The organism is Rhodococcus mengyinensis, from assembly GCF_048381435.1.
GTDB classification, from domain to species: Bacteria; Actinomycetota; Actinomycetes; order Mycobacteriales; family Mycobacteriaceae; genus Rhodococcus_F; species Rhodococcus_F opacus_D.
This window is the reverse complement of record NZ_JBLWIT010000133.1, coordinates 218,387-235,537: the sequence shown is the minus strand read 5'-3', so window position 1 is coordinate 235,537 and position 17,151 is coordinate 218,387. Positions and strand designations below refer to the sequence as shown.

At 66.2% G+C, this 17,151-nt stretch carries 14 protein-coding genes and 4 pseudogenes; 9 read left to right on the top strand and 9 right to left on the bottom strand.

Annotation, left to right across the window (positions count from 1 at the left end; all coding sequences use genetic code 11):
• Positions 1-91 precede the first annotated feature (91 nt).
• Positions 92-349: a hypothetical protein gene (locus ACNJ7E_RS32200; RefSeq protein ID WP_280783203.1), complete on the bottom strand. Its 258-nt coding sequence runs from the start codon at positions 347-349 to the stop codon at positions 92-94.
• Positions 350-516: 167 nt separating this feature from the next.
• Here ACNJ7E_RS32200 and ACNJ7E_RS32195 point away from each other — a divergent pair, with 167 nt between their 5' ends.
• From ACNJ7E_RS32195 to ACNJ7E_RS32180, 4 genes and pseudogenes are all read left to right on the top strand, one after another.
• Positions 517-1,620, top strand: a complete 1,104-nt coding sequence (locus ACNJ7E_RS32195) for a 3-oxoacyl-ACP synthase III family protein (protein WP_280783204.1) — start codon at positions 517-519, stop codon at positions 1,618-1,620.
• On the top strand, positions 1,604-2,479 hold the full coding sequence (locus tag ACNJ7E_RS32190) for a 3-oxoacyl-ACP synthase III family protein (RefSeq protein WP_418341816.1): 876 nt from the start codon (positions 1,604-1,606) through the stop codon (positions 2,477-2,479). The genes ACNJ7E_RS32195 and ACNJ7E_RS32190 overlap by 17 nt, the downstream gene beginning before the upstream one ends.
• 103 nt (positions 2,480-2,582) lie before the next feature.
• A pseudogene (locus ACNJ7E_RS32185) lies at positions 2,583-2,810 on the top strand (putative PEP-binding protein); the annotation flags it as partial.
• A gap of 205 nt (positions 2,811-3,015) precedes the next feature.
• A pseudogene (locus ACNJ7E_RS32180) lies at positions 3,016-3,423 on the top strand (PfkB family carbohydrate kinase); the annotation flags it as partial.
• A 202-nt stretch (positions 3,424-3,625) separates the two neighbouring features.
• Here the strand turns inward: ACNJ7E_RS32180 and ACNJ7E_RS32175 are convergent.
• The 5 genes and pseudogenes from ACNJ7E_RS32175 to ACNJ7E_RS32155 form a co-directional block, all read right to left on the bottom strand.
• Positions 3,626-4,077, bottom strand: a pseudogene (locus ACNJ7E_RS32175) (GNAT family N-acetyltransferase); the annotation flags it as partial.
• 71 nt (positions 4,078-4,148) lie between these two features.
• Positions 4,149-5,030, bottom strand: coding sequence for a universal stress protein (locus tag ACNJ7E_RS32170; RefSeq protein WP_418341815.1), 882 nt, complete (start codon positions 5,028-5,030; stop codon positions 4,149-4,151).
• 124 nt (positions 5,031-5,154) lie between these two features.
• A complete protein-coding gene (locus tag ACNJ7E_RS32165) occupies positions 5,155-6,876 on the bottom strand; it encodes a GAF domain-containing sensor histidine kinase (RefSeq protein WP_280783208.1) in 1,722 nt (573 codons plus the stop codon).
• Positions 6,877-6,945: 69 nt separating this feature from the next.
• Complete coding sequence (locus ACNJ7E_RS32160) at positions 6,946-7,593, bottom strand: response regulator transcription factor (RefSeq protein ID WP_280783209.1); 648 nt, start codon at positions 7,591-7,593, stop codon at positions 6,946-6,948.
• Between the two features lie 98 nt (positions 7,594-7,691).
• Positions 7,692-7,979 carry a hypothetical protein gene (locus tag ACNJ7E_RS32155; protein ID WP_280783210.1) on the bottom strand — a complete coding sequence of 96 codons (288 nt, stop codon included), beginning with the start codon at positions 7,977-7,979 and terminating at the stop codon, positions 7,692-7,694.
• A gap of 400 nt (positions 7,980-8,379) precedes the next feature.
• Here ACNJ7E_RS32155 and ACNJ7E_RS32150 point away from each other — a divergent pair, with 400 nt between their 5' ends.
• Positions 8,380-8,670: an Rv1733c family protein gene (locus ACNJ7E_RS32150; protein WP_280783211.1), complete on the top strand. Its 291-nt coding sequence runs from the start codon at positions 8,380-8,382 to the stop codon at positions 8,668-8,670.
• Between the two features lie 42 nt (positions 8,671-8,712).
• Here ACNJ7E_RS32150 and otsB read toward each other — a convergent pair whose 3' ends face one another.
• The 3 genes and pseudogenes from otsB to ACNJ7E_RS32135 form a co-directional block, all read right to left on the bottom strand.
• Positions 8,713-11,808, bottom strand: coding sequence for a trehalose-phosphatase (otsB, locus tag ACNJ7E_RS32145; protein ID WP_418341814.1), 3,096 nt, complete (start codon positions 11,806-11,808; stop codon positions 8,713-8,715).
• A gap of 90 nt (positions 11,809-11,898) precedes the next feature.
• Entirely contained in the window at positions 11,899-12,432 is a 534-nt protein-coding gene (locus ACNJ7E_RS32140) for a flavodoxin family protein (protein ID WP_280783212.1), read from the bottom strand.
• A 374-nt stretch (positions 12,433-12,806) separates the two neighbouring features.
• A pseudogene (locus tag ACNJ7E_RS32135) lies at positions 12,807-13,436 on the bottom strand (serine hydrolase domain-containing protein); the annotation flags it as partial.
• Between the two features lie 174 nt (positions 13,437-13,610).
• On the opposite strand from ACNJ7E_RS32135, the gene ACNJ7E_RS32130 reads away from it, so the two are divergent.
• The 4 genes from ACNJ7E_RS32130 (at position 13,611) to ACNJ7E_RS32115 (ending at position 17,037) form a co-directional block, all read left to right on the top strand.
• A complete protein-coding gene (locus tag ACNJ7E_RS32130; RefSeq protein WP_164063258.1) occupies positions 13,611-13,865 on the top strand; it encodes an SHOCT domain-containing protein in 255 nt (84 codons plus the stop codon).
• A gap of 202 nt (positions 13,866-14,067) precedes the next feature.
• A complete protein-coding gene (locus ACNJ7E_RS32125) occupies positions 14,068-15,489 on the top strand; it encodes a wax ester/triacylglycerol synthase domain-containing protein (RefSeq protein WP_418341813.1) in 1,422 nt (473 codons plus the stop codon).
• A gap of 69 nt (positions 15,490-15,558) precedes the next feature.
• Positions 15,559-15,846 (top strand): DUF1876 domain-containing protein, encoded by a 288-nt coding sequence (locus ACNJ7E_RS32120; RefSeq protein WP_280783214.1) that lies wholly within the window; start codon positions 15,559-15,561, stop codon positions 15,844-15,846.
• 33 nt (positions 15,847-15,879) lie between these two features.
• Positions 15,880-17,037, top strand: coding sequence for a 4Fe-4S dicluster domain-containing protein (locus tag ACNJ7E_RS32115; protein ID WP_418341812.1), 1,158 nt, complete (start codon positions 15,880-15,882; stop codon positions 17,035-17,037).
• Positions 17,038-17,151 lie beyond the last annotated feature (114 nt).

Here is a 17,151-nt window from a genome sequence, read left to right as displayed (position 1 = left end):
CTGTTCGGTCGTGCCGGCCACGTAGAGAATGTGCCACCGCCGCGTGACCGTCTCGACAGGGCACACAGTCTCCAAATCGCGGAGCGGCCGCTCACAGCGAGTTCACACCGTGGAGAAGAAGGGCGGGCAAACCCGGGACCATCAGTCCGACACCGACCGACACGATCGCGGCGCCGACGACCCGATGATGCGGATTACGGAAGACGCCGAGTCCGATGAAGACGACCGCTGCTGCACCCCCGAGGACGGTGAGGGGAGACGTCACCGACAATGCCGCGAAGCCCACGACGGTGGCGGCCGCGACCCATGGCCATCGCAGATCTCCGGCGTCGAGATATTGTGCCTGCATGACGGCTCCTCTCCTCGTCCACCAGCGTCGGCGTGCCACCATCACGGGACAAGGGTCCTAGGGCCTCACCTCGTCGCATTCCTCGAACGATCCCCCGGAAGGGTCCAAATGCCCTGGTGACGAGATCGCCGGTGCGCGATCGTGGAGTGAGCACGGAGGTGAAGAGAATGGTCAAGCGTTGGCTGGTCATGGAGACCGAGAACGACGACCTGCGAATGCCGTTCGCTACTCGTCTCGCCGGGGCCGGACGGCATCTACCCACGACACATCTCACGACCACGGACCTGATGTCGACCACCCGGCACTCGACTCACATCGACCTCGAGCGGCTCACCGGGATCCGCGAGCGCCGGGTGTCGGTGGGGGACGAGGACTCCTACACACTGGCGATCTCGGCGGCACTGGATTGCCTGGAACGGTCGAATCGGGACGCCGCGTCGATCGATGTGGTGGTCAGTTGCAGCATCACCAAGTTTCACGGCGGGCTCACCCAATGGCTGGAACCGACGATGAGTAGTGCTGTCGCCCAGGCGATCGGCACGCAGGGGGCGATGACCTTCGATCTCTCGAACGCGTGCGCCGGGATGCTGACCGGTGTGACGGTGATGAACAACTGGATCCGTCAGGGAATCGTCGAACGGGCACTTGTCGTCAGTGGTGAGTACATTTCGCAGCTCGGACAAAATGCTGCCCAGCACATCCGGAACATCATGAGCAAGGAGCTCGCGTGCCTCACGCTCGGCGACGCCGGCGCCGCGCTACTCCTCGAGCGTGCCCCTGCCGGATCGGCCGGGATCGGTCTGGCCGGATTCACCACCGTCGCCGACTACAGCCGGCTCTGTCTCGCCTACCCCAAGGGCGGCGACCCCGGCGCCCGGATGTTCACCAATTCGCGGGGGATCCAGCGGGCGGCGATCGCAGACACCCCCCTGTTGTTGCACGAGGTGCTCGACGCCGCCGGGATCTCCCTCCACGACGTCGATCACGTGATCACACACCAAACCTCGGCGCGGGCGATCCGCAAAGGAATGGCGGAGGTGACCGCCACGCTGGGCGATTCTCCGCGGCACGACGCCGTCATCACCGTCGACCGCTACGGAAATACGGCCTCGACGACGCACACCGTCGCGCTCGTCGAGGAACTCGAGGCAGGCCGCATTCGAGCGGGTGAGACCGTGGCGTTGATCGCCCTCGCCTCGGGTTTGGAGATCGGTGTCGTTCTGTTGACCCTGGACGAGGAATTGGTGGCACGCTATGGGCACAGTCATTGATCGGCTCGACGTCACACGAGGCGGTTGGCGTACCCGCCACAGTGCATTGCATCTCGCGGTGTCGGCTGCCCAGACCTGCCTCGAACGGGCCGGTCGGAATGCCGATGACCTGGACCTGCTCGTCAACGTCGGGTTGTACCGTGACCGGAATCTGGGCGAACCCGCGCTCGCGGCACTCATCCAGGAAGATATCGGTGCCCACCCGGAGGACCCCCACGACGACACGCACGGGACCTTTTCCTTCGATGTCGCGAACGGATCCTGTGGGGCTCTCAACGGTCTGCAGATCGTCGACGGATTCCTGCGGTCGCACACGATCGACTGGGCGCTGGTGGTTGCCAGTGATGCCGATCCCGGACGTGGGATGAGTGAGCACTTTCCGTTCGCGCCGACGGGTGGAGCCATCCTCTGCCGCTGGACCGACGACGAATTCGGCTTGGGGCCCGTCCACTGGATGAATTGCTCGGACGCCGGTGAAAGTTTCTGCGCCACCGTCGGACTCGAGGACTCGCGGAATGTCCTGCGGTTCCGGGAATCGGATTCGATGGACGAGCGATTCGCAGCCGCCACAGCGCAGGCGGCACGGGAATGCCTGGAGGCATCCTCCGTCGACCGCGCCGACGTCGATCTGATCGTGGCTGCTCCGGCCCGGCGGAAATTCCGTGCGATGCTCGCCGAGCACCTGGGTGTCCCCGTGCCGCGGATTGTGGTCGCGGATGACGAACGGATGCATACCGCGTCCCTCGTGGCAGCCCTGGACCGCCGGACGGGTGGCATCCCGGCCGGGAATCGAGTCCTGATCATCGCCGTGGGTGCGGGGGTCACCGCCGGCGCCGCGCTGTACAGGGAACACCCCTGACACCGGAAGCGATCAGGTCCTTCCCACCGCACTGGAACCGAAGGGCTCCCGGGGCCGCGACACCACTTCGACACGGCGGGGTACCGCTTCAGCGTGGTCGTGCAGCTTCGGTACTGGCGGCCTCACTCAGCTCGTTCTCGGAGTCGATCGGGATTCCGAGATCTGCCGGGATCTGTTCGACACCATGGACCCAGCCGTGCTCGACGCCATCGACGTCATCATCGAGCGTGCCACCCGCGCGGGCCTCACCACCTCCCTGTGCGGGCAGGCGGTGTCGACCAATCTCGCTCTCGCGGAACATCTCGTACGTAACGGCATCACGTCGGTGTCCGGGTCTGCAGTACCGATTCGTCCTGCCGGGACCGACAGTGACCGCGAGGGAACAGATGGCCTGTCTCGACCTCGTCACCGAGGTCGCGTCAGGGGCCGACTACGTGGCCAGCAGGTGGCGGACGTCGTAGGCGAGCTCGGTGCGCGAGTGATCGTGGATACTTCCGGTCCGGCCCTGAGACAGCTTCGGGGGCGGGGTCTTTCTCGTCAAACCCAGCATTCGCGAACTTCGGGACTGGACGGGGCGGGAGTTGTTTGTGATCGACGACCAGGTGGCTGCGGCTCGGGAGGTCATCGACCGGGGGGTCTGTGAGGTCGTGGTCCTCTCCCTCGGTGCCGAAGGCGCCCTGCTGGTCACGCGGGACCGCGACGAGTATTTCCCGTCGGTCGAAGTCCCCGTGGTCAGCGGTGTCGGAGCGGGCGACAGCATGGTCGCCGGTGTGGTGGGTGGCCTGGCGTGCGGTCGGTCGTTGAGCGACTCGGTGCGGTACGGCGTCGCGGCGGGGGCGGCGATGCTGCAGGCACCCGGCACCGCCCTGTGCCGGCGAGCCGACGTCGAGCGGTTCTACGCCCTGCTCACCGACGGATCCGCTGCCGGCACCACCGTCGGATAGTCACGCGTGTGCCACACGACCATCGGCAGTCACAGTGTCAGTGCCACCGGGACCGGGACGGTGCACGGTGACGGTTCGCTCATCGGGTTCCTCCTCGGCGGTCCCCATCCGCCGACGTTCGCAGATCTGATCTCGCTGCGTCGAGCAGGATCCTGCGTTCCGCGGCCGCGATGTTGTGGCGGGTCGTGGCGGCGACGTCCGGTGCCCACCCCCGGTCTCGGATCACCTCGAGCATCAAGGTGTTCTGCGCCAGCACCTCCGCCGTCATCCTGTCGATGCCGTGCGCCCGCGCTGCGTCGACGAGCCGCGTCAACAGCATCGTTCCGATTCCGTGCGATTGGTACTCGTGATCGACCACCAGCGCGAATTCGACCAACGGAGAGTCGTTGTCCGACTGGTCGGCGGGCTCACGTAGTTCGCGACTCCGACCAGGATGCCGCCGATGAAGGCACCCACTGCGCAACGCCCGGGGTCTTGCCGGCACAGTGACTCGGCCAGATCCTCGAGATGCTTCGGACGGGCTCCGAAGAACCTCAGGTAGGCGGCGTGCTGATCCATCCGCTCGTGCAGATCCTGCACGTCGATTCTGTCGGTGGGGCGAAGGGAGCACACGACGACGCCCGTGGTGACCGCGTGTGGCCTCCGAGCCTTCATTCACCGTCACCTCCGTCGTCGGCCGTCGGAATTCATTCAAGCCTCCATGACCCCCTTCGGACAGTGACTCCCTACCGAACGATGAGGAGCGGGCAGCGCACCGAGTGCATCAGGGCGCGGCTCGTGGATCCCAACAGCATGCTGGTGAATCCGCCGCGTCCGCGACTACCGACGACGAGAAGTCGTGCGTTGTCGGCTTGTTCGCGAAGATTGCGTACCGGTCGGTCCATGACGACCATCGTCCGAACCTTGACGTCGGGGAAATCCTCGGCCCGGCCGGCGAGACTCTCCGACAGGAGGGCCGTTTCCTGGGTGACGATCTTCTTCCACCCGGAAACGCTACCGCCCGCGTAGTGCACGGGGAGGTCGACGTCGGACCAGGCGTGAACGGCCGTGAGTTCGCACTGCCGCAGGTCGGCCTCCTCGAAGGCCACCGAGATGGCGGGCTCGCTGTGTGCCGACCCGTCCACGCCCACGACGACGGGGCCCTCGAGTCGGGTGACGTCGGAATCGGGTAGGCCGCGGATGACCGCGACCGGGCACGGTGCGTGGGTGGCGACCGCGGCGCTGACCGATCCCACGAAGCCGCGCTCGACGATTCCCTGCCGGTTCGAGCCGACGACGACCATCGCTGCGGATTTCGATCTTTCGAGGAGTTCACCGGACGGCGTTCCGGTGCAGAGGGTGGTGTGAATGTCGAGGGAATGTCCCGGTACCGCTCGGACGGCGATCTCCGCGGCGGCGGCCAGCCGGTTCTTCCCGTTGCGTTCCTCGTCGTCGAAGAAACTCTCCGGCATGCCGATCGGGACACCGTAGGCGCCGGGCACGAACGTGGTCGAGACCACCGACAGTGGGGCATTACGCAACGCCGCCTCCTGCGCGGCCCACGCGACGGCCTGGAGGGACGACGGTGAACCGTCTGTTCCGACAACGATCGGGCGTCGGGCGGTCATGGTGTTCTCCTCCAGGAAGCGCGCGGCAGAAAATGCCGCTACCTCTCATCGTTACGGTGCGTCCGTCACCGGCGTAGGGGAGAAGGTCCTCACCTTCTGTGAGCCGGGGGGAGCCGATCCCGGTTCAGGGCAGCGGCGCCGACCACCGGAGCGTGGTTCCGCCACCGGGGGTCGTGTCGATGGTGAAGTGCCCGTTTACTTCCCGAGCCCGGACAGCCAGATTGTCCAATCCACTCCGGGATACGTTCTTCGGAATGCCGGTGCCGTTGTCCGCGACCTCGATGGTGAGATCGTCGTAGACGGAGATGCTGACCGTGACCGTGTCGGCTCGCGCGTGTCGGACGGCGTTGCTCAGCGCCTCACGCAGGACTGCCTCGGCGTGTTCGGCGAGCCCGGCGTCGATGACGGACAGTGGCCCGGACATGTGCACCGTCGTGCGTAACCCGGAATCCGCGGTGGTCTCGGCGACGATTTCGTGCAGCCGCCGTCGGAACTGGGTCATACCACCCGAACCGCCGTGAAGGTCGAAAATGGCGGTACGGATATCACGCACGATGTCGTGAAGGTCGTCGATCGACTGTTCGAGTCGCTCCTTGACGATCGGAGCCTTCGCCCTCTGCAAGGTGCTCTGCATTGACAGGCCGACCGCGAAGAGTCGCTGGATGACGTGGTCGTGGAGGTCCCGCGCGATCCGATCGCGATCGGACAGGACATCGAGCTCACGCATTCGGCGTTGACTGTTGGCGAGCTGCAGCGCGACCGCCGCCTGATCTGCGAACCCCGACATCAACGCCAATTGGTCGTCCGTGAACGGCGACGCGTCGACGTGACGGAGCGTCACCAGAACCCCTGCCACCGATTGCGCGGCGCGCAGGGGCAGCGCCAGCGCCGGGCCGAACCGGGTTCCGGTCTCGAACCCAGGATCGAAGGCCAGCGCGGTGACCCGAAGCGGTGTCCGCTCGCGGAATGCCTCACCGGAAGTGGATTTCTCGATCGGGATAGTCCGGCCGATGATGCGATCCGACACTGTGCCGGCCGACGCCGTGACCACGAGTTCGGTGACCTCGTCCGACGGGATGTCGGGATCGTCCGGCACCGCAAGGAAAGCACTGTCGGCGCCGGTGAGGGCAAGCGCGTCGTCGGCGATCACCCGCAGCACTTCCGCCGTCTCGCTGCCCGCGAGTAGTTCGGTCGCTATCTCACGTGTCGCCTCGAGCCAGGCTTGCCTCGTCCGGGACTCCTCGTACAGGCGGGCGTTCTCGATCGCGATCCCGGCGGCGGCCGCGAGCGCGCGGAGAAGCACCTCGTCGTCCTCGGTGAACTGTGCACCGTTCGCCTTCTCCGTCAGATAGAGATTCCCGAACACCTCGTCCCGGATCTGAATGGGAACTCCCAGAAACGTTTTCATCGGCGGGTGCTCGGCCGGGAATCCCACCGATGCAGAGTGATGAGACAGGTCCTCCAGCCGGACCGGCTTCGGATTGGTGATGAGAAAACCGAGGACCCCGCGACCACGGGGCAGGTCGCCGATACGCTCGCGTGTCTCCTCGTCGATGCCCTCGAAGACGAACTCACTCAAGCCCCCACCCGGGCCGAGCACCCCCAGCGCGCCGTAGCGGGCATCCACCAGATTGATCGCGGCATGGACGATGGTGCGAAGCGTGTCGTCGAGGTCGAGTCCTGACGTGACCGCGAGCATCGCCTCGAGCAGCCCGTCGACGTGATCTCGGGCATCGACGATCTGCGCGATGCGTTCCTGCACCTCGGTCAGGAGCTCACGGAGCCGCAGCTCGGACAGGCTACCGAGTAGCGGACCCCGGTCGTGCTCATCCGGTTGACGGGTCACGAGACGGATTCTCCCACGTAGTGGCGTTGCCGCATGACGGAACCGCTACTGGACTCAGGGCTTCGCCCGTCAGGTGTCGGACGGTCTCGACGGCATCTTCGTGGCAAGTACCGCTGCCTGAGTCCTGCGCTCCACCCCCAGTTTGGTCAGCAGCCTGGACACGTAATTCTTGACGGTTTTCTCGGCAAGGAACATCCGCGCAGCAATCTGACGGTTCGTCAGCCCCTCACCGAGCAGGGCGAGGAGTGTCCGTTCCTGATTGGTCAGATGCCCAAAGATTCCTTCCTTCTCACTGGCTTTCGCGCGGACCTTCACCATCAGAGCAGCGGCGGCGCGACTGTCGAGGAGCGACTTGCCGGCCCCGACGTCGTGGACCGCCTGGGTCAGTTCCATACCCCGGATGTCCTTCACGACGTATCCACTGGCCCCGGCGAGAATCGCGTCGAGCATCGCCTGGTCGTCCGTGAACGAAGTGAGGATGAGGCAATGCAATTCCGGCATCAGTGAGTGCAGTTCGCGGCACAGTTCGATTCCATTGCCGTCGGGGAGTCTTACGTCAAGGACTGCAACGTCCGGTTTCAGTGCGGGCACTCGTGCCATCGCCTGAGAGTAGGAGGCGGCTTCACCGACGACGGTCAGGTCGGGGTCGGCGGTGAGGAGGTCCGCGATTCCGCGCCGGACGACCTCGTGATCGTCCACGAGAAAGACGTTGATCATGCGGCAACCTCCAGTCTTGCTGTGTGATCGCTCCGGAAAATCAGACTACGCCGAGATCCGCAGGCATCCGAAGCGTCCCACTCGAGGGCCTCCGGCGGTTATCGAGCAGCTGGACGAACCTGGCTCGCCCCATGCCGGCGTGGCCGGTGGGGCATCAACATCGCCGCCGCCAGACCGACGGTGGCGATGAGTGTCGCGGCGGCGCCGACTCCGACGAGGGGGGTTGCGAGCCAGGCGCCGAGCAGGACGACCAGGCCTGCGGCCGCTGCCCCTGACACCACTGAGAGCGCGAAGCCGGCGGGATGCACGTACAGAAACTCCTCAGGTTCGTCGTCTCGGCGGTGACGATCATCGCGCGGCGATGCGGTGGCGTGGCCTTCGAACATGATGTTCCTCGTTCCCTCGCCGACGGGTGGTTCCGATGTCGTGCGCCGGCTCTTCCGCAACGGTGCGATAACGGCGCGCTCGATTCCAGGGCCGAAAGTCACTCTTCTCGGTTTTTCGCGGGAGAACGGCGCGGCAATTGTGACTCTCGGCCACTCTTCCGAGGCCGGTCCGGCCCCGGTCATCCCTGCCAATGACCTTGGGCCCTAGCCACTCACCTCGTGCGCGCAAGGCTCGAAAACAGGAGGACGGTCCGAGGAGGCTGTGATGATCCTGATCAGGCACTGCCCTGGTGGCGCCTGGCGCCCTGGAGCCGAAATCCCCTCATGCGTGCCACGGACCGATGCGACTCCGTCGTCGCGGCCGTCCTGATCACATTCATCCTGATCGTGGTTCCGTTCGGTGGACGGCACCCTGCGCTCGACCGCCGTGGAAACCAGACCCGGCACGCACAGCGGCGACACGGTCACCGTATGGGTGGACACGAACGGCAACGTCGTCGCCGAGCCCCGTTCTCGAGTGCAGAACGCGGCGATCGCCGTGAGCGCGGCACTGTCGGTCTGGGCGGCCGCGGCGGTCGGCTCCCTCCTGCTGTACTCGGGGGTGCTCTGGACGAACGGCCGACGCCGGATGCGCCAGTGGGATCGAGAGTGGAACGATCGCGGCCGCACACCAGGATGGCCGGTCAGCTGACCGTGGGAGGCGCCGGTCGCGGACGGGCAGCGCCGACGGTGGCTAGCCCAGACTGACCGTGCACCCCGGCTCCAGTCGGACCACCTGGTCACGACACGAGATCTCGATCGCGCGTTGATTTCCGGCGCCCGCACTGACCTGAACGCGGCGACCGCTGATGGTCAGCCACAACTGATGTCCGCGATAGACGATCGAGAATTCGAGCGCACCGAGCGTTCTCGGCCATTCCGGATTGAAAACGAGGCGATCACCACGAGTTTCAAGTCCCGTGAAGCAGCGCTGAAGCAGGTCGATACTCCCCGCCATGGCTGCCAAATGGATCCCCTCGGAGGTCGTACCTCCCTGGATGTCAGTGATGTCGGATGCAAGCACCCTGTCGAAGAACTCCATGGCCTTGTCGCGATTGGCGCGGGCCAGCACCCAGGAATGCACCACCGCGCTGAGTGTGGAACCGTGCGAGGTCCGGGCGATGTAGTAGTCGATGGTGCGCGGTATCGCCTCCGGTTCGAGCTGATATCCGAGTCGCTCGAACAGATCACGCAGTTCGTCGGCCGACAGCAGATAGAACAGCATCAGCACGTCGGCCTGCTTCGATGCCCGGTACCGGTTGACGTCGTCCCCCTCCGCCTCGAGGATGCGGTCGAGCCTTTGAATGTCGGTGTACCGCTCCCGGTAGCCGGCCCAGTTCAGTTCCGCCAGCGCCTCGTAGCCCTCGAACTGACTGATGACCCGATCGTGGAAGGGAACGAACATGCGGCGGCTCACGTCCGCCCACCGGGCCATCTCGCCCACGTCCAAGCTCATGGAGTCGACGAGATCGGACCGGTCCGGGGCCGGAATCACATCGAGCGCCTCTCTCGCCCGGAGGATCACCCACACGGCCATGACGTTGGTATACGCGTTGTTGTCGACTCCCTCGTGCGGAGCCTCGGGGTAGCCGGAATGAAACTCGTCCGGTCCCATGACCCCGCGGATCGTGTAGCGCCCCCGGGGCGCCTCGTAGGAGGCGAGGCCTGCGAAGAATCGGGCGATCTCCACCAGCATCTCGGCGCCGAAATCACTGAGAAACTCGAGGTCCCCGGTGACCTGGTAGTAGTGCCACACGTTGTAGGCGATCGCGATGCCAATGTGGTGTTGGCGCCAACTCGGGTCCGGGAGCCAACGACCGGACCGCGGGTTGAGATGCAGTTGCTGGCTTTCCTCCCGGCCGTCGCTGCCCGACTGCCACGGGAACATCGCGCCGCGATATCCGGCCGCCCGCGCGGCCCGGCGGGCCTCCGGCAAACGACGGTACCGGTAGCGCAGCAACGACCGGGTCAAGGTTGGCACCCGCAGATTCAGGACCGGGAAGACGAACAACTCGTCCCAGAAGACGTGGCCCCGATACGCCTCACCGTGCAACCCACGGGCGGGCACACCGACGTCGAGGTCGGCGATGATCGTCGTCTGCAGCGCGCACACGTGGGGGAGGTGCATGGCGACGAATCGCCGCTGGATGACCGACGTCGTTCGCCCCGTCTCGTCGCGGTACCGGAACTGGCGGGTGAGTACGGCGCGACGCAGATTGAGGTACTGGCGGTACTCGAGCAGGTCGACGGCGTCGACGTCGAACCACGGCCCGCCCTCGATACGAAAGGTCGTCGTCAGCCAGTTCGGCGCGTTCACCATGCTTTCGTTCACGATCTCCATCCCGGCCCGCTCGTCGCGCAAGCGGTTGTACACACCCGCGAGATACGTGCCCGGGTAGTGGACCGGGCCGGCGGTTGCTTCGGGTGCGCACCCGCGAGTGGCGAAGTAGCCGTTCCCCAGAGTGCAGACGGCCTCCCGTAGCTTCTCGGTCGCGGGTTCATAGCCGTCGAAGAACAGCATCCATGCATCGGCGGCAGACGCGGTCTCGGGGTCGCGGCCGAGACGATCCGCCAGCCGCTGCAGCAGTACGCGGACCTGAACTGGATCGGTCACGGCGAAGCGTGCCGCAGACCGTCGATCCCCGACCTCACTGCTGCGGACGACGATCCCCACCCCGTTCGCCGTCACGGCGTCGAATGCGTCCTCGTCGGTGAAGTCGTCGCCGACGTAGATCGGCAGTAGGGATCTCGCGTCGTGGATGTGCTCGAGGACCCAGTTCAGTGCGCGTCCCTTGTCCCAATCGACGTCGGGACGGAGTTCGACGACCTTGCGACCCCCGGTGACTCTGAGCCGGACCTCCCCGGACGTGGCGACATCGTGGACCGTGGCAACGACCTCGTCTATCCGATCGGCGGCAACGTTGCGATAGTGCACGGCGACGGTGTACTTCTTGGGCTCGATCAACACGCCCGGCACGCCACGGAGGCGGTCGGTGAGGGCGCGGGTGGCGTGATGCAGCACCGGTACCGCGGCGAGAGCGTCGGGATTCTGGTAGTACTGCCCCTGCGGTCCGGCCAATTCGAACCCGTGGCTGCCCGCATACCAGATCTCCGCCATACCGACCCGTGTCTGCACGTCCGCGAGGTCGCGTCCGCTGATCACGGCCACCGGACACTTGCGTGTCAATCGGGCCAACTCGGCGGCCACACCGTCGACCAGGACGGCCTTCGCAGGATCGGACACGATATTCGCGAGGGTGCCGTCGAAGTCGAGAAACACTGCGGGCCTGCGGACACGGAGGACGGCGGGGAGTTCGTGCCGAGAGGTCAGAGCGTCCGGAATTTCGGATAGCCGGAGATCGCCTGCACGGAACGGGATCTCGGAGGGGTCGACGACGACGATATCTGCTCCGCATCTTCTCAAGTCGTCGGCGCGGTGGTCGTGACCGACCCCGATGACGAGTGCGAAGCCGCCACGCGTGGCCGCGGCAGCCGTTTCTCCGGAGGCCGTGACGACCACCGCACCGCCCGGGCGCGCCCCCAGCCGGTCGGCGGCGTCGACCGGTGAGGCGCCGTCGACCCGTACGGGAAACACGTCGGCGATTCTCGCGGCGTCGAGCACCGGTCGAACGTCGCGATCGGTCGAGAAGACCGCCGTCGCCACCCCGAGACTCTGCAACTGACGGACGAGTGCTCTCGTGGTGTCGGCCCGCGCGGACTCGGCCATCACGACGTCGAGGTCGAAGAGCACCGCATCGTGCCGTCGCAGATCGATCGCAGCGTGTGACATGGGCTCAGCCCCCGGGTGGTGGACGCATGTCAACTGCTTTCCGAACTGCCGCGACGTCGGTATGCCCAGATTACGTCGGAAGCACGATGATCAGGCGCGACCGGAAGTGACCTGCTGGGCGAGTGTCCGACCCCACTGCTCGGCGCGTGTCTCCTCACCTTCCTCGAGCCGCGATTCCTTGTCGACGAGGAAACTCTCGGATTCGGCGACGAGATCGAACCCGTGCCGGCGTAGCTTTCGGCCGATACCCTTCGATGCTCGTCCGGTCAGGAGGGCAGGGCCGTCGGCGCGAGTGTCGAACGCCACCGCCTTCCCGTGGGTCGGGGGGAGCCCGTCGAGCCATTCGCGGAGGCCCTCGCTTTCCGCGTCAGGTTCCAGTGCCACAGTGCTGTCGGGTTTGTGCGCTGTCACGGCGGCTCCGTGGCGGGTCGACTCGCGACTCATCCCGTGGACATGCGTCGGGCCGCCGACCATCACGAGATCGTAGCCGGACAAGTCTTCGTCACCGGCTCGGGCGACCGGGACTGCTGTGACGGTTCCCGTGGACTCGAGACCTCGGGCGATCGCCTCTGCGACGTGCCGGGTATTTCCGAACATCGATTCGTAGACCACGAGTGCTCGCATGTCGACTCCTTCTGCGGTTGGTGGGCTCGATCCCGGCGCTCGGTGCCCGAGCATGTTCTAGCCGACGGTTCTCGTCGATGGGTGTGCACCGGACATCACACGCGCCCACCAGTCCGCCAGTGGGCTCGGGTCGGGCCAGTCGATTCGGTCGTCTGGTGTCCGGCGCTGGTGAGCGCGTGTGTCTCGGTGTCGACTGATCTTCCGGTCGACGATGGTGCCGTGGGGGATTCATGACGAACTCCGGGGTGTCGTGTCACTTCGGATTCAACCAACGATGTCGTCCACCGAGTAGGGTCAACCGTCACTTTCCGGACTGTGCCAGGCGGCCAAGCGTCGAGCCTGCCGCATTGCAGCCAGATGACCTACGCCCCTGGCCCCTCCGGCATGCCTGCGTGTGCGATGTTTCGCAGCACGGGCAGGCACGATAGGGCGAAGGACACGGTCTCCCAGGGGCACCCCGAAGGGAGTGATGCGCGGGAAGGACTTCGCGATGCGGTGACGTTCCTCCGCGGGAACCTGAAACCAGAACTCCCGGATTCCGAGGGGTTCGGCGATCTCGGCGCGGACGAGGTCGGTGAACGACGAGCCGGTCGCCCGAGTGGTGAGTTCCGCGACCAGTGATCCGAACGTGACGGCGTGATAGCCCGGCATGACGGCTCAGCGACGATCCGGCGCCGCGGATGCGAGTGCGCCGACGACGCTGTCGTGATCGAACAGCGCCGAGGGTCCCGGTGCCAGTCCGCGCACGCGGCGCAGACCGGCCTGGTGCGTCAACAGCTCCCGCACCGTCACCAACTCCTTGCCGGCACTCGCGAACTCGGGCCAATACGTGGCGACGGGCGTCGTAGTCGATCAGTCCGCGGTCCACCAGCCCGGTGGAGCACCGTGCTCGCAACTCCCTTGCCCGTGGAGAAGGACACCGACACGGTGTCGGATTGCCAGCGGGTGTCGCGCGCGGCCCATCCCGACCAGATGTCGACCACGGGCTCACCGTGCAGGTACGCCACCGCCATCGCTTGTATACAACGCCGGATACGGCGCGCTGATTCCGCCGGAGCGAAACCACCGGAAACGGCCGAAAGACCCTGTGAACCACCCCTCGCACGGTTGGACACTGGTAGTACGGCGGGCCGACCCGGACACACACCGCCGAACAGACCGTAGGAGGCCGCCCCGTGATGTACGACGATGATTTCGGCGGTTGGGGGTATGCACTGATGTTCACCGGTATGGCGCTTTTCTGGGGGCTGCTGATCGTGGGGATCATCCTGCTGATCCGTTATGTGAGTCACCCGTTCCCGGCACCGCCCGGTGGGTCGCCGCCGCTTCGCAGTGCTGAAGCGGTCCTTGCCGAGCGGTTCGCGCGCGGCGAGATCGACGAGCAGGAATACCGGAGTCGCCTGACCATTCTGCGCGCCGGGACGACACCCTGACACGAGCGCACGGCGAAGGAGGTGACCGTGATGGATGCGATGCAGATGTTCCACATGTTCATGGTGTGGCTGCACAGCACGGGTGTTCTGCCACCCATGCCCATGATGCCGATGTGACCCGTGGCCGCCGGGAACCCCAAGGGACCGGGCCCCGGCGGGACACACCGAAGACCACCGACCGCAGACCCAATCGACGAGCGAGTTGACCGACGTGAGCACGACGAATCAGCGCTACATGACCCAGACGGACTTCATGTCGTGGCGGATGGAGCAGGACCCGATCCTCCGGTCGACCATCGTGGCGGTCGCGCTGCTCGACCGCAGTCCGGACCAGAACCGATTCGTCGACATGATGCGCAGGGCGGTCGACCTGGTTCCCCTCTTCCGGCGGACGGCGATCGAGGCTCCGATGGGCTTTGCGCCGCCGAGGTGGGCGGACGATCACGATTTCGATCTCAGCTGGCACCTGCGCCGCTACACCCTCCCCGAACCACGAACATGGGACGGGGTTCTCGACTTCGCCCGGACCGCCGAGATGACCGCCTTCGACAAGCGCCGTCCGCTGTGGGAGTTCACCGTTCTCGACGGACTCCACGACGGCAGGTCCGCCCTCGTGATGAAGGTGCATCACTCTCTCACCGACGGTGTCAGTGGAATGCAGATTGCCCGGGAGATCGTGGATTTCACCCGCGACGGCAGGCCGCGGCCGGACCGGACCGACCATCGGACGGCCGCGCCGAACGGTGAATCGCCCACTCCGCCGGGCCGCCTCTCCTGGTACCGGAACACGGCCGCCGACGTGGCCCGCCGTGCATCGAACGCGCTGGGCCGCAACAGTGTTCGACTGGTCCGGACTCCGAGGGCCACCTGGCGCGACGCAGCCGCACTAGCCGGCTCCACACTGCGCCTCACGCGTCCCGTGGTGTCCACGCTGTCCCCGGTGATGTCGAAACGCAGCACGCGGCGTCACTGTGCGGTGCTCGACGTGCCGGTGGAGGCGCTCGCTCAGGCGGCCGCGGCGGGTGCCGGTTCGATCAACGACGCGTTTCTGGCTGCTGTCCTGCTGGGAATGGCGAAGTACCACCGACTGCACGGCGCCGAGATCAGCGAACTGCGGATGACGCTGCCGATCAGCCTGCGTGCCGAGACGGACCAGGTGGGAGGCAACCGCATCACCCTGGCACGTTTTGCACTACCCACCGACATCGACGACCCCGCCGAGTTGATGCGCCGGGTGCACGCCACGGTGGATGCCTGGCGCCACGAGTCCGCGATTCCGCTGTCACCGACGATCGCCGGCGCCTTGAACTTGCTTCCGGCCTCGACACTCGGAAACATGCTCAAACACGTCGACTTCGTCGCCTCGAACGTCGTCGGATCGCCAGTGCCACTGTTCGTCGCCGGGTCGGAGATTCTGCACTACTACGCGTTCAGCCCCACACTCGGATCGGCGTTCAACGTCACCTTGATGTCCTACACCTCACGATGCTGTGTCGCGATCAACGCCGACGCCGATGCCGTCCCGGATCTCGCCGCCTTGACCGATTCGATAGCCGACGGGTTTCGCGCCGTCCTCGGGCTGTGCGCGAAGACAACCGATACGAGGGTGGTCGTGGCCTCGTGATCGCGGCACACCCCATACCCGAGAACCACATCGAGGGCGCGACACCGCGTCCACACCGAACGGAGGCCGATGAACATGAACGAGAAGAAGTGGTCCGTCGAGATCGTCATCGACGAACACGACGCCGACGAGGGTGGATCCAGGACCCGGGCACAGGCCCGGCTCCGAACCCGCGATACCCACACCCTCGTCGGGGTCGGGCTCGCCCGCCGGAATCCCGCGGACACCGAGATCCCCGAGATCGGGGACGAACTGGCCACGGCACGTGCGTTGGCCGACCTGGCCCACCAATTGATCGAGCTCACCGCGTCCGACGTAGAAGCGGCCACGCACAGCCGCGTTCACCTCACCGAGTGACCGGACCCGCCGGTAAGGCAAAGGAGTGAGCGCATGGATGGGCAATCGACCGTGCACACCGATGCGAGTGTTCTGAATCGCCGCGGCCTCGACCAACTGATCGAGGCCCTCCGCGCCCGCGGCTATTGCGTTGTCGGTCCCACCGTCGAGGACTCGGCCATCGTTCTCGCCGAACTCGAATCCGGCGCGCGGCTACCGTCCGGCTGGGGTGTGACAACCGGGCCCGGGACGTATCGGCTGCGTCGGCGGGACGACGCCGCGGTCTTCGGCCACTCGGCCGGCCCGCAGTCGTGGAAACGCTTCCTCCATCCGCCACGACAGCAGCAGTGGTCCGTCGACCGGGACGGTGCCTTCATCGCACCGGCACCCGACGAGCGGCCCTACGCATTCGTGGGGGTTCGAGGCTGTGATCTCGCGGCGATCGCGGTCCTGCGCCGGGTGCTGTGCCCGGACCCTGATTCCGACAGCACCACCGCCCGCAGGTTCCGGCACCTGTTCATCGTGGCCGCCCACTGCACCGAACCCGGAGGTGTGTGTTTCTGTGCCTCGATGGGGACCGGACCGGCGGCCGGCCCCGGATACGACCTGGCACTGACCGAGCGCATCGACGACAACGGTCACCGCTTCGTCGTCGAGGCCGGCACCGAATCCGGTGCCGCCGTCCTCGCCGAGGTCGACCACCACACCGCCGCGACCGCAGAGGTCGACGAGGCCCGGAACGCCGTGAGCACCGCAGCCGGCCGGATGGGACGGGCAATGCCCGAGGTGGATCTTCGTGCACTGCTCCGCGACGCGCGCGGAGCCGACGTCTGGGAGGACGTTGCCAGCCGGTGCCTGACCTGCGGAAACTGTGCGATGGTATGCCCTACTTGTTTCTGCACCACCAGTGAGGACGTCACCGATCTGACCGGCGAGCACGCCGAGCGCTGGCAGCATTGGCCGTCGTGTTTCGAACCCGATTTCAGCCACGTCCACGGCGGGAACATCCGGACGTCAGGGGAGAGCCGGTACCGGCAGTGGATGTCCCACAAACTCGGCACGTGGTTCGACCAGTTCGGCAGCTCCGGGTGCGTGGGATGCGGACGGTGCATCGACTGGTGCCCAGTCGGTATCGACATCACCGAAGAGGCCGCACGGCTCGTCCAGCTCATGCCGGCGTATCGGCCGGAGGACGACCGGGAGCAACGGTGAACGCCGACGAAGCGCCGCTGCCCCTGCCCTCGGCCACCTCGACCACAGGCACCGGCTGCGGCTCGCAGAACTCAGCACCCCGGTTCGATTCGCCGCGGGGGAATTCGTCTTCCG

What these genes read in the sequence shown, in the direction of transcription:
- ACNJ7E_RS32200 (WP_280783203.1), bottom strand. Translation starts at nt 349, where the DNA reads ATGCAGGCACAATATCTCGACGCCGGAGATCTGCGATGGCCATGGGTC.
- ACNJ7E_RS32195 (WP_280783204.1), top strand. Translation starts at nt 517, where the DNA reads ATGGTCAAGCGTTGGCTGGTCATGGAGACCGAGAACGACGACCTGCGA.
- ACNJ7E_RS32190 (WP_418341816.1), top strand. Translation starts at nt 1,604, where the DNA reads ATGGGCACAGTCATTGATCGGCTCGACGTCACACGAGGCGGTTGGCGT.
- ACNJ7E_RS32170 (WP_418341815.1), bottom strand. Translation starts at nt 5,030, where the DNA reads ATGACCGCCCGACGCCCGATCGTTGTCGGAACAGACGGTTCACCGTCG.
- ACNJ7E_RS32160 (WP_280783209.1), bottom strand. Translation starts at nt 7,593, where the DNA reads ATGATCAACGTCTTTCTCGTGGACGATCACGAGGTCGTCCGGCGCGGA.
- ACNJ7E_RS32155 (WP_280783210.1), bottom strand. Translation starts at nt 7,979, where the DNA reads ATGTTCGAAGGCCACGCCACCGCATCGCCGCGCGATGATCGTCACCGC.
- otsB (WP_418341814.1), bottom strand. Translation starts at nt 11,808, where the DNA reads ATGTCACACGCTGCGATCGATCTGCGACGGCACGATGCGGTGCTCTTC.
- ACNJ7E_RS32140 (WP_280783212.1), bottom strand. Translation starts at nt 12,432, where the DNA reads ATGCGAGCACTCGTGGTCTACGAATCGATGTTCGGAAATACCCGGCAC.
- ACNJ7E_RS32130 (WP_164063258.1), top strand. Translation starts at nt 13,611, where the DNA reads ATGTACGACGATGATTTCGGCGGTTGGGGGTATGCACTGATGTTCACC.
- ACNJ7E_RS32120 (WP_280783214.1), top strand. Translation starts at nt 15,559, where the DNA reads ATGAACATGAACGAGAAGAAGTGGTCCGTCGAGATCGTCATCGACGAA.
- ACNJ7E_RS32115 (WP_418341812.1), top strand. Translation starts at nt 15,880, where the DNA reads ATGGATGGGCAATCGACCGTGCACACCGATGCGAGTGTTCTGAATCGC.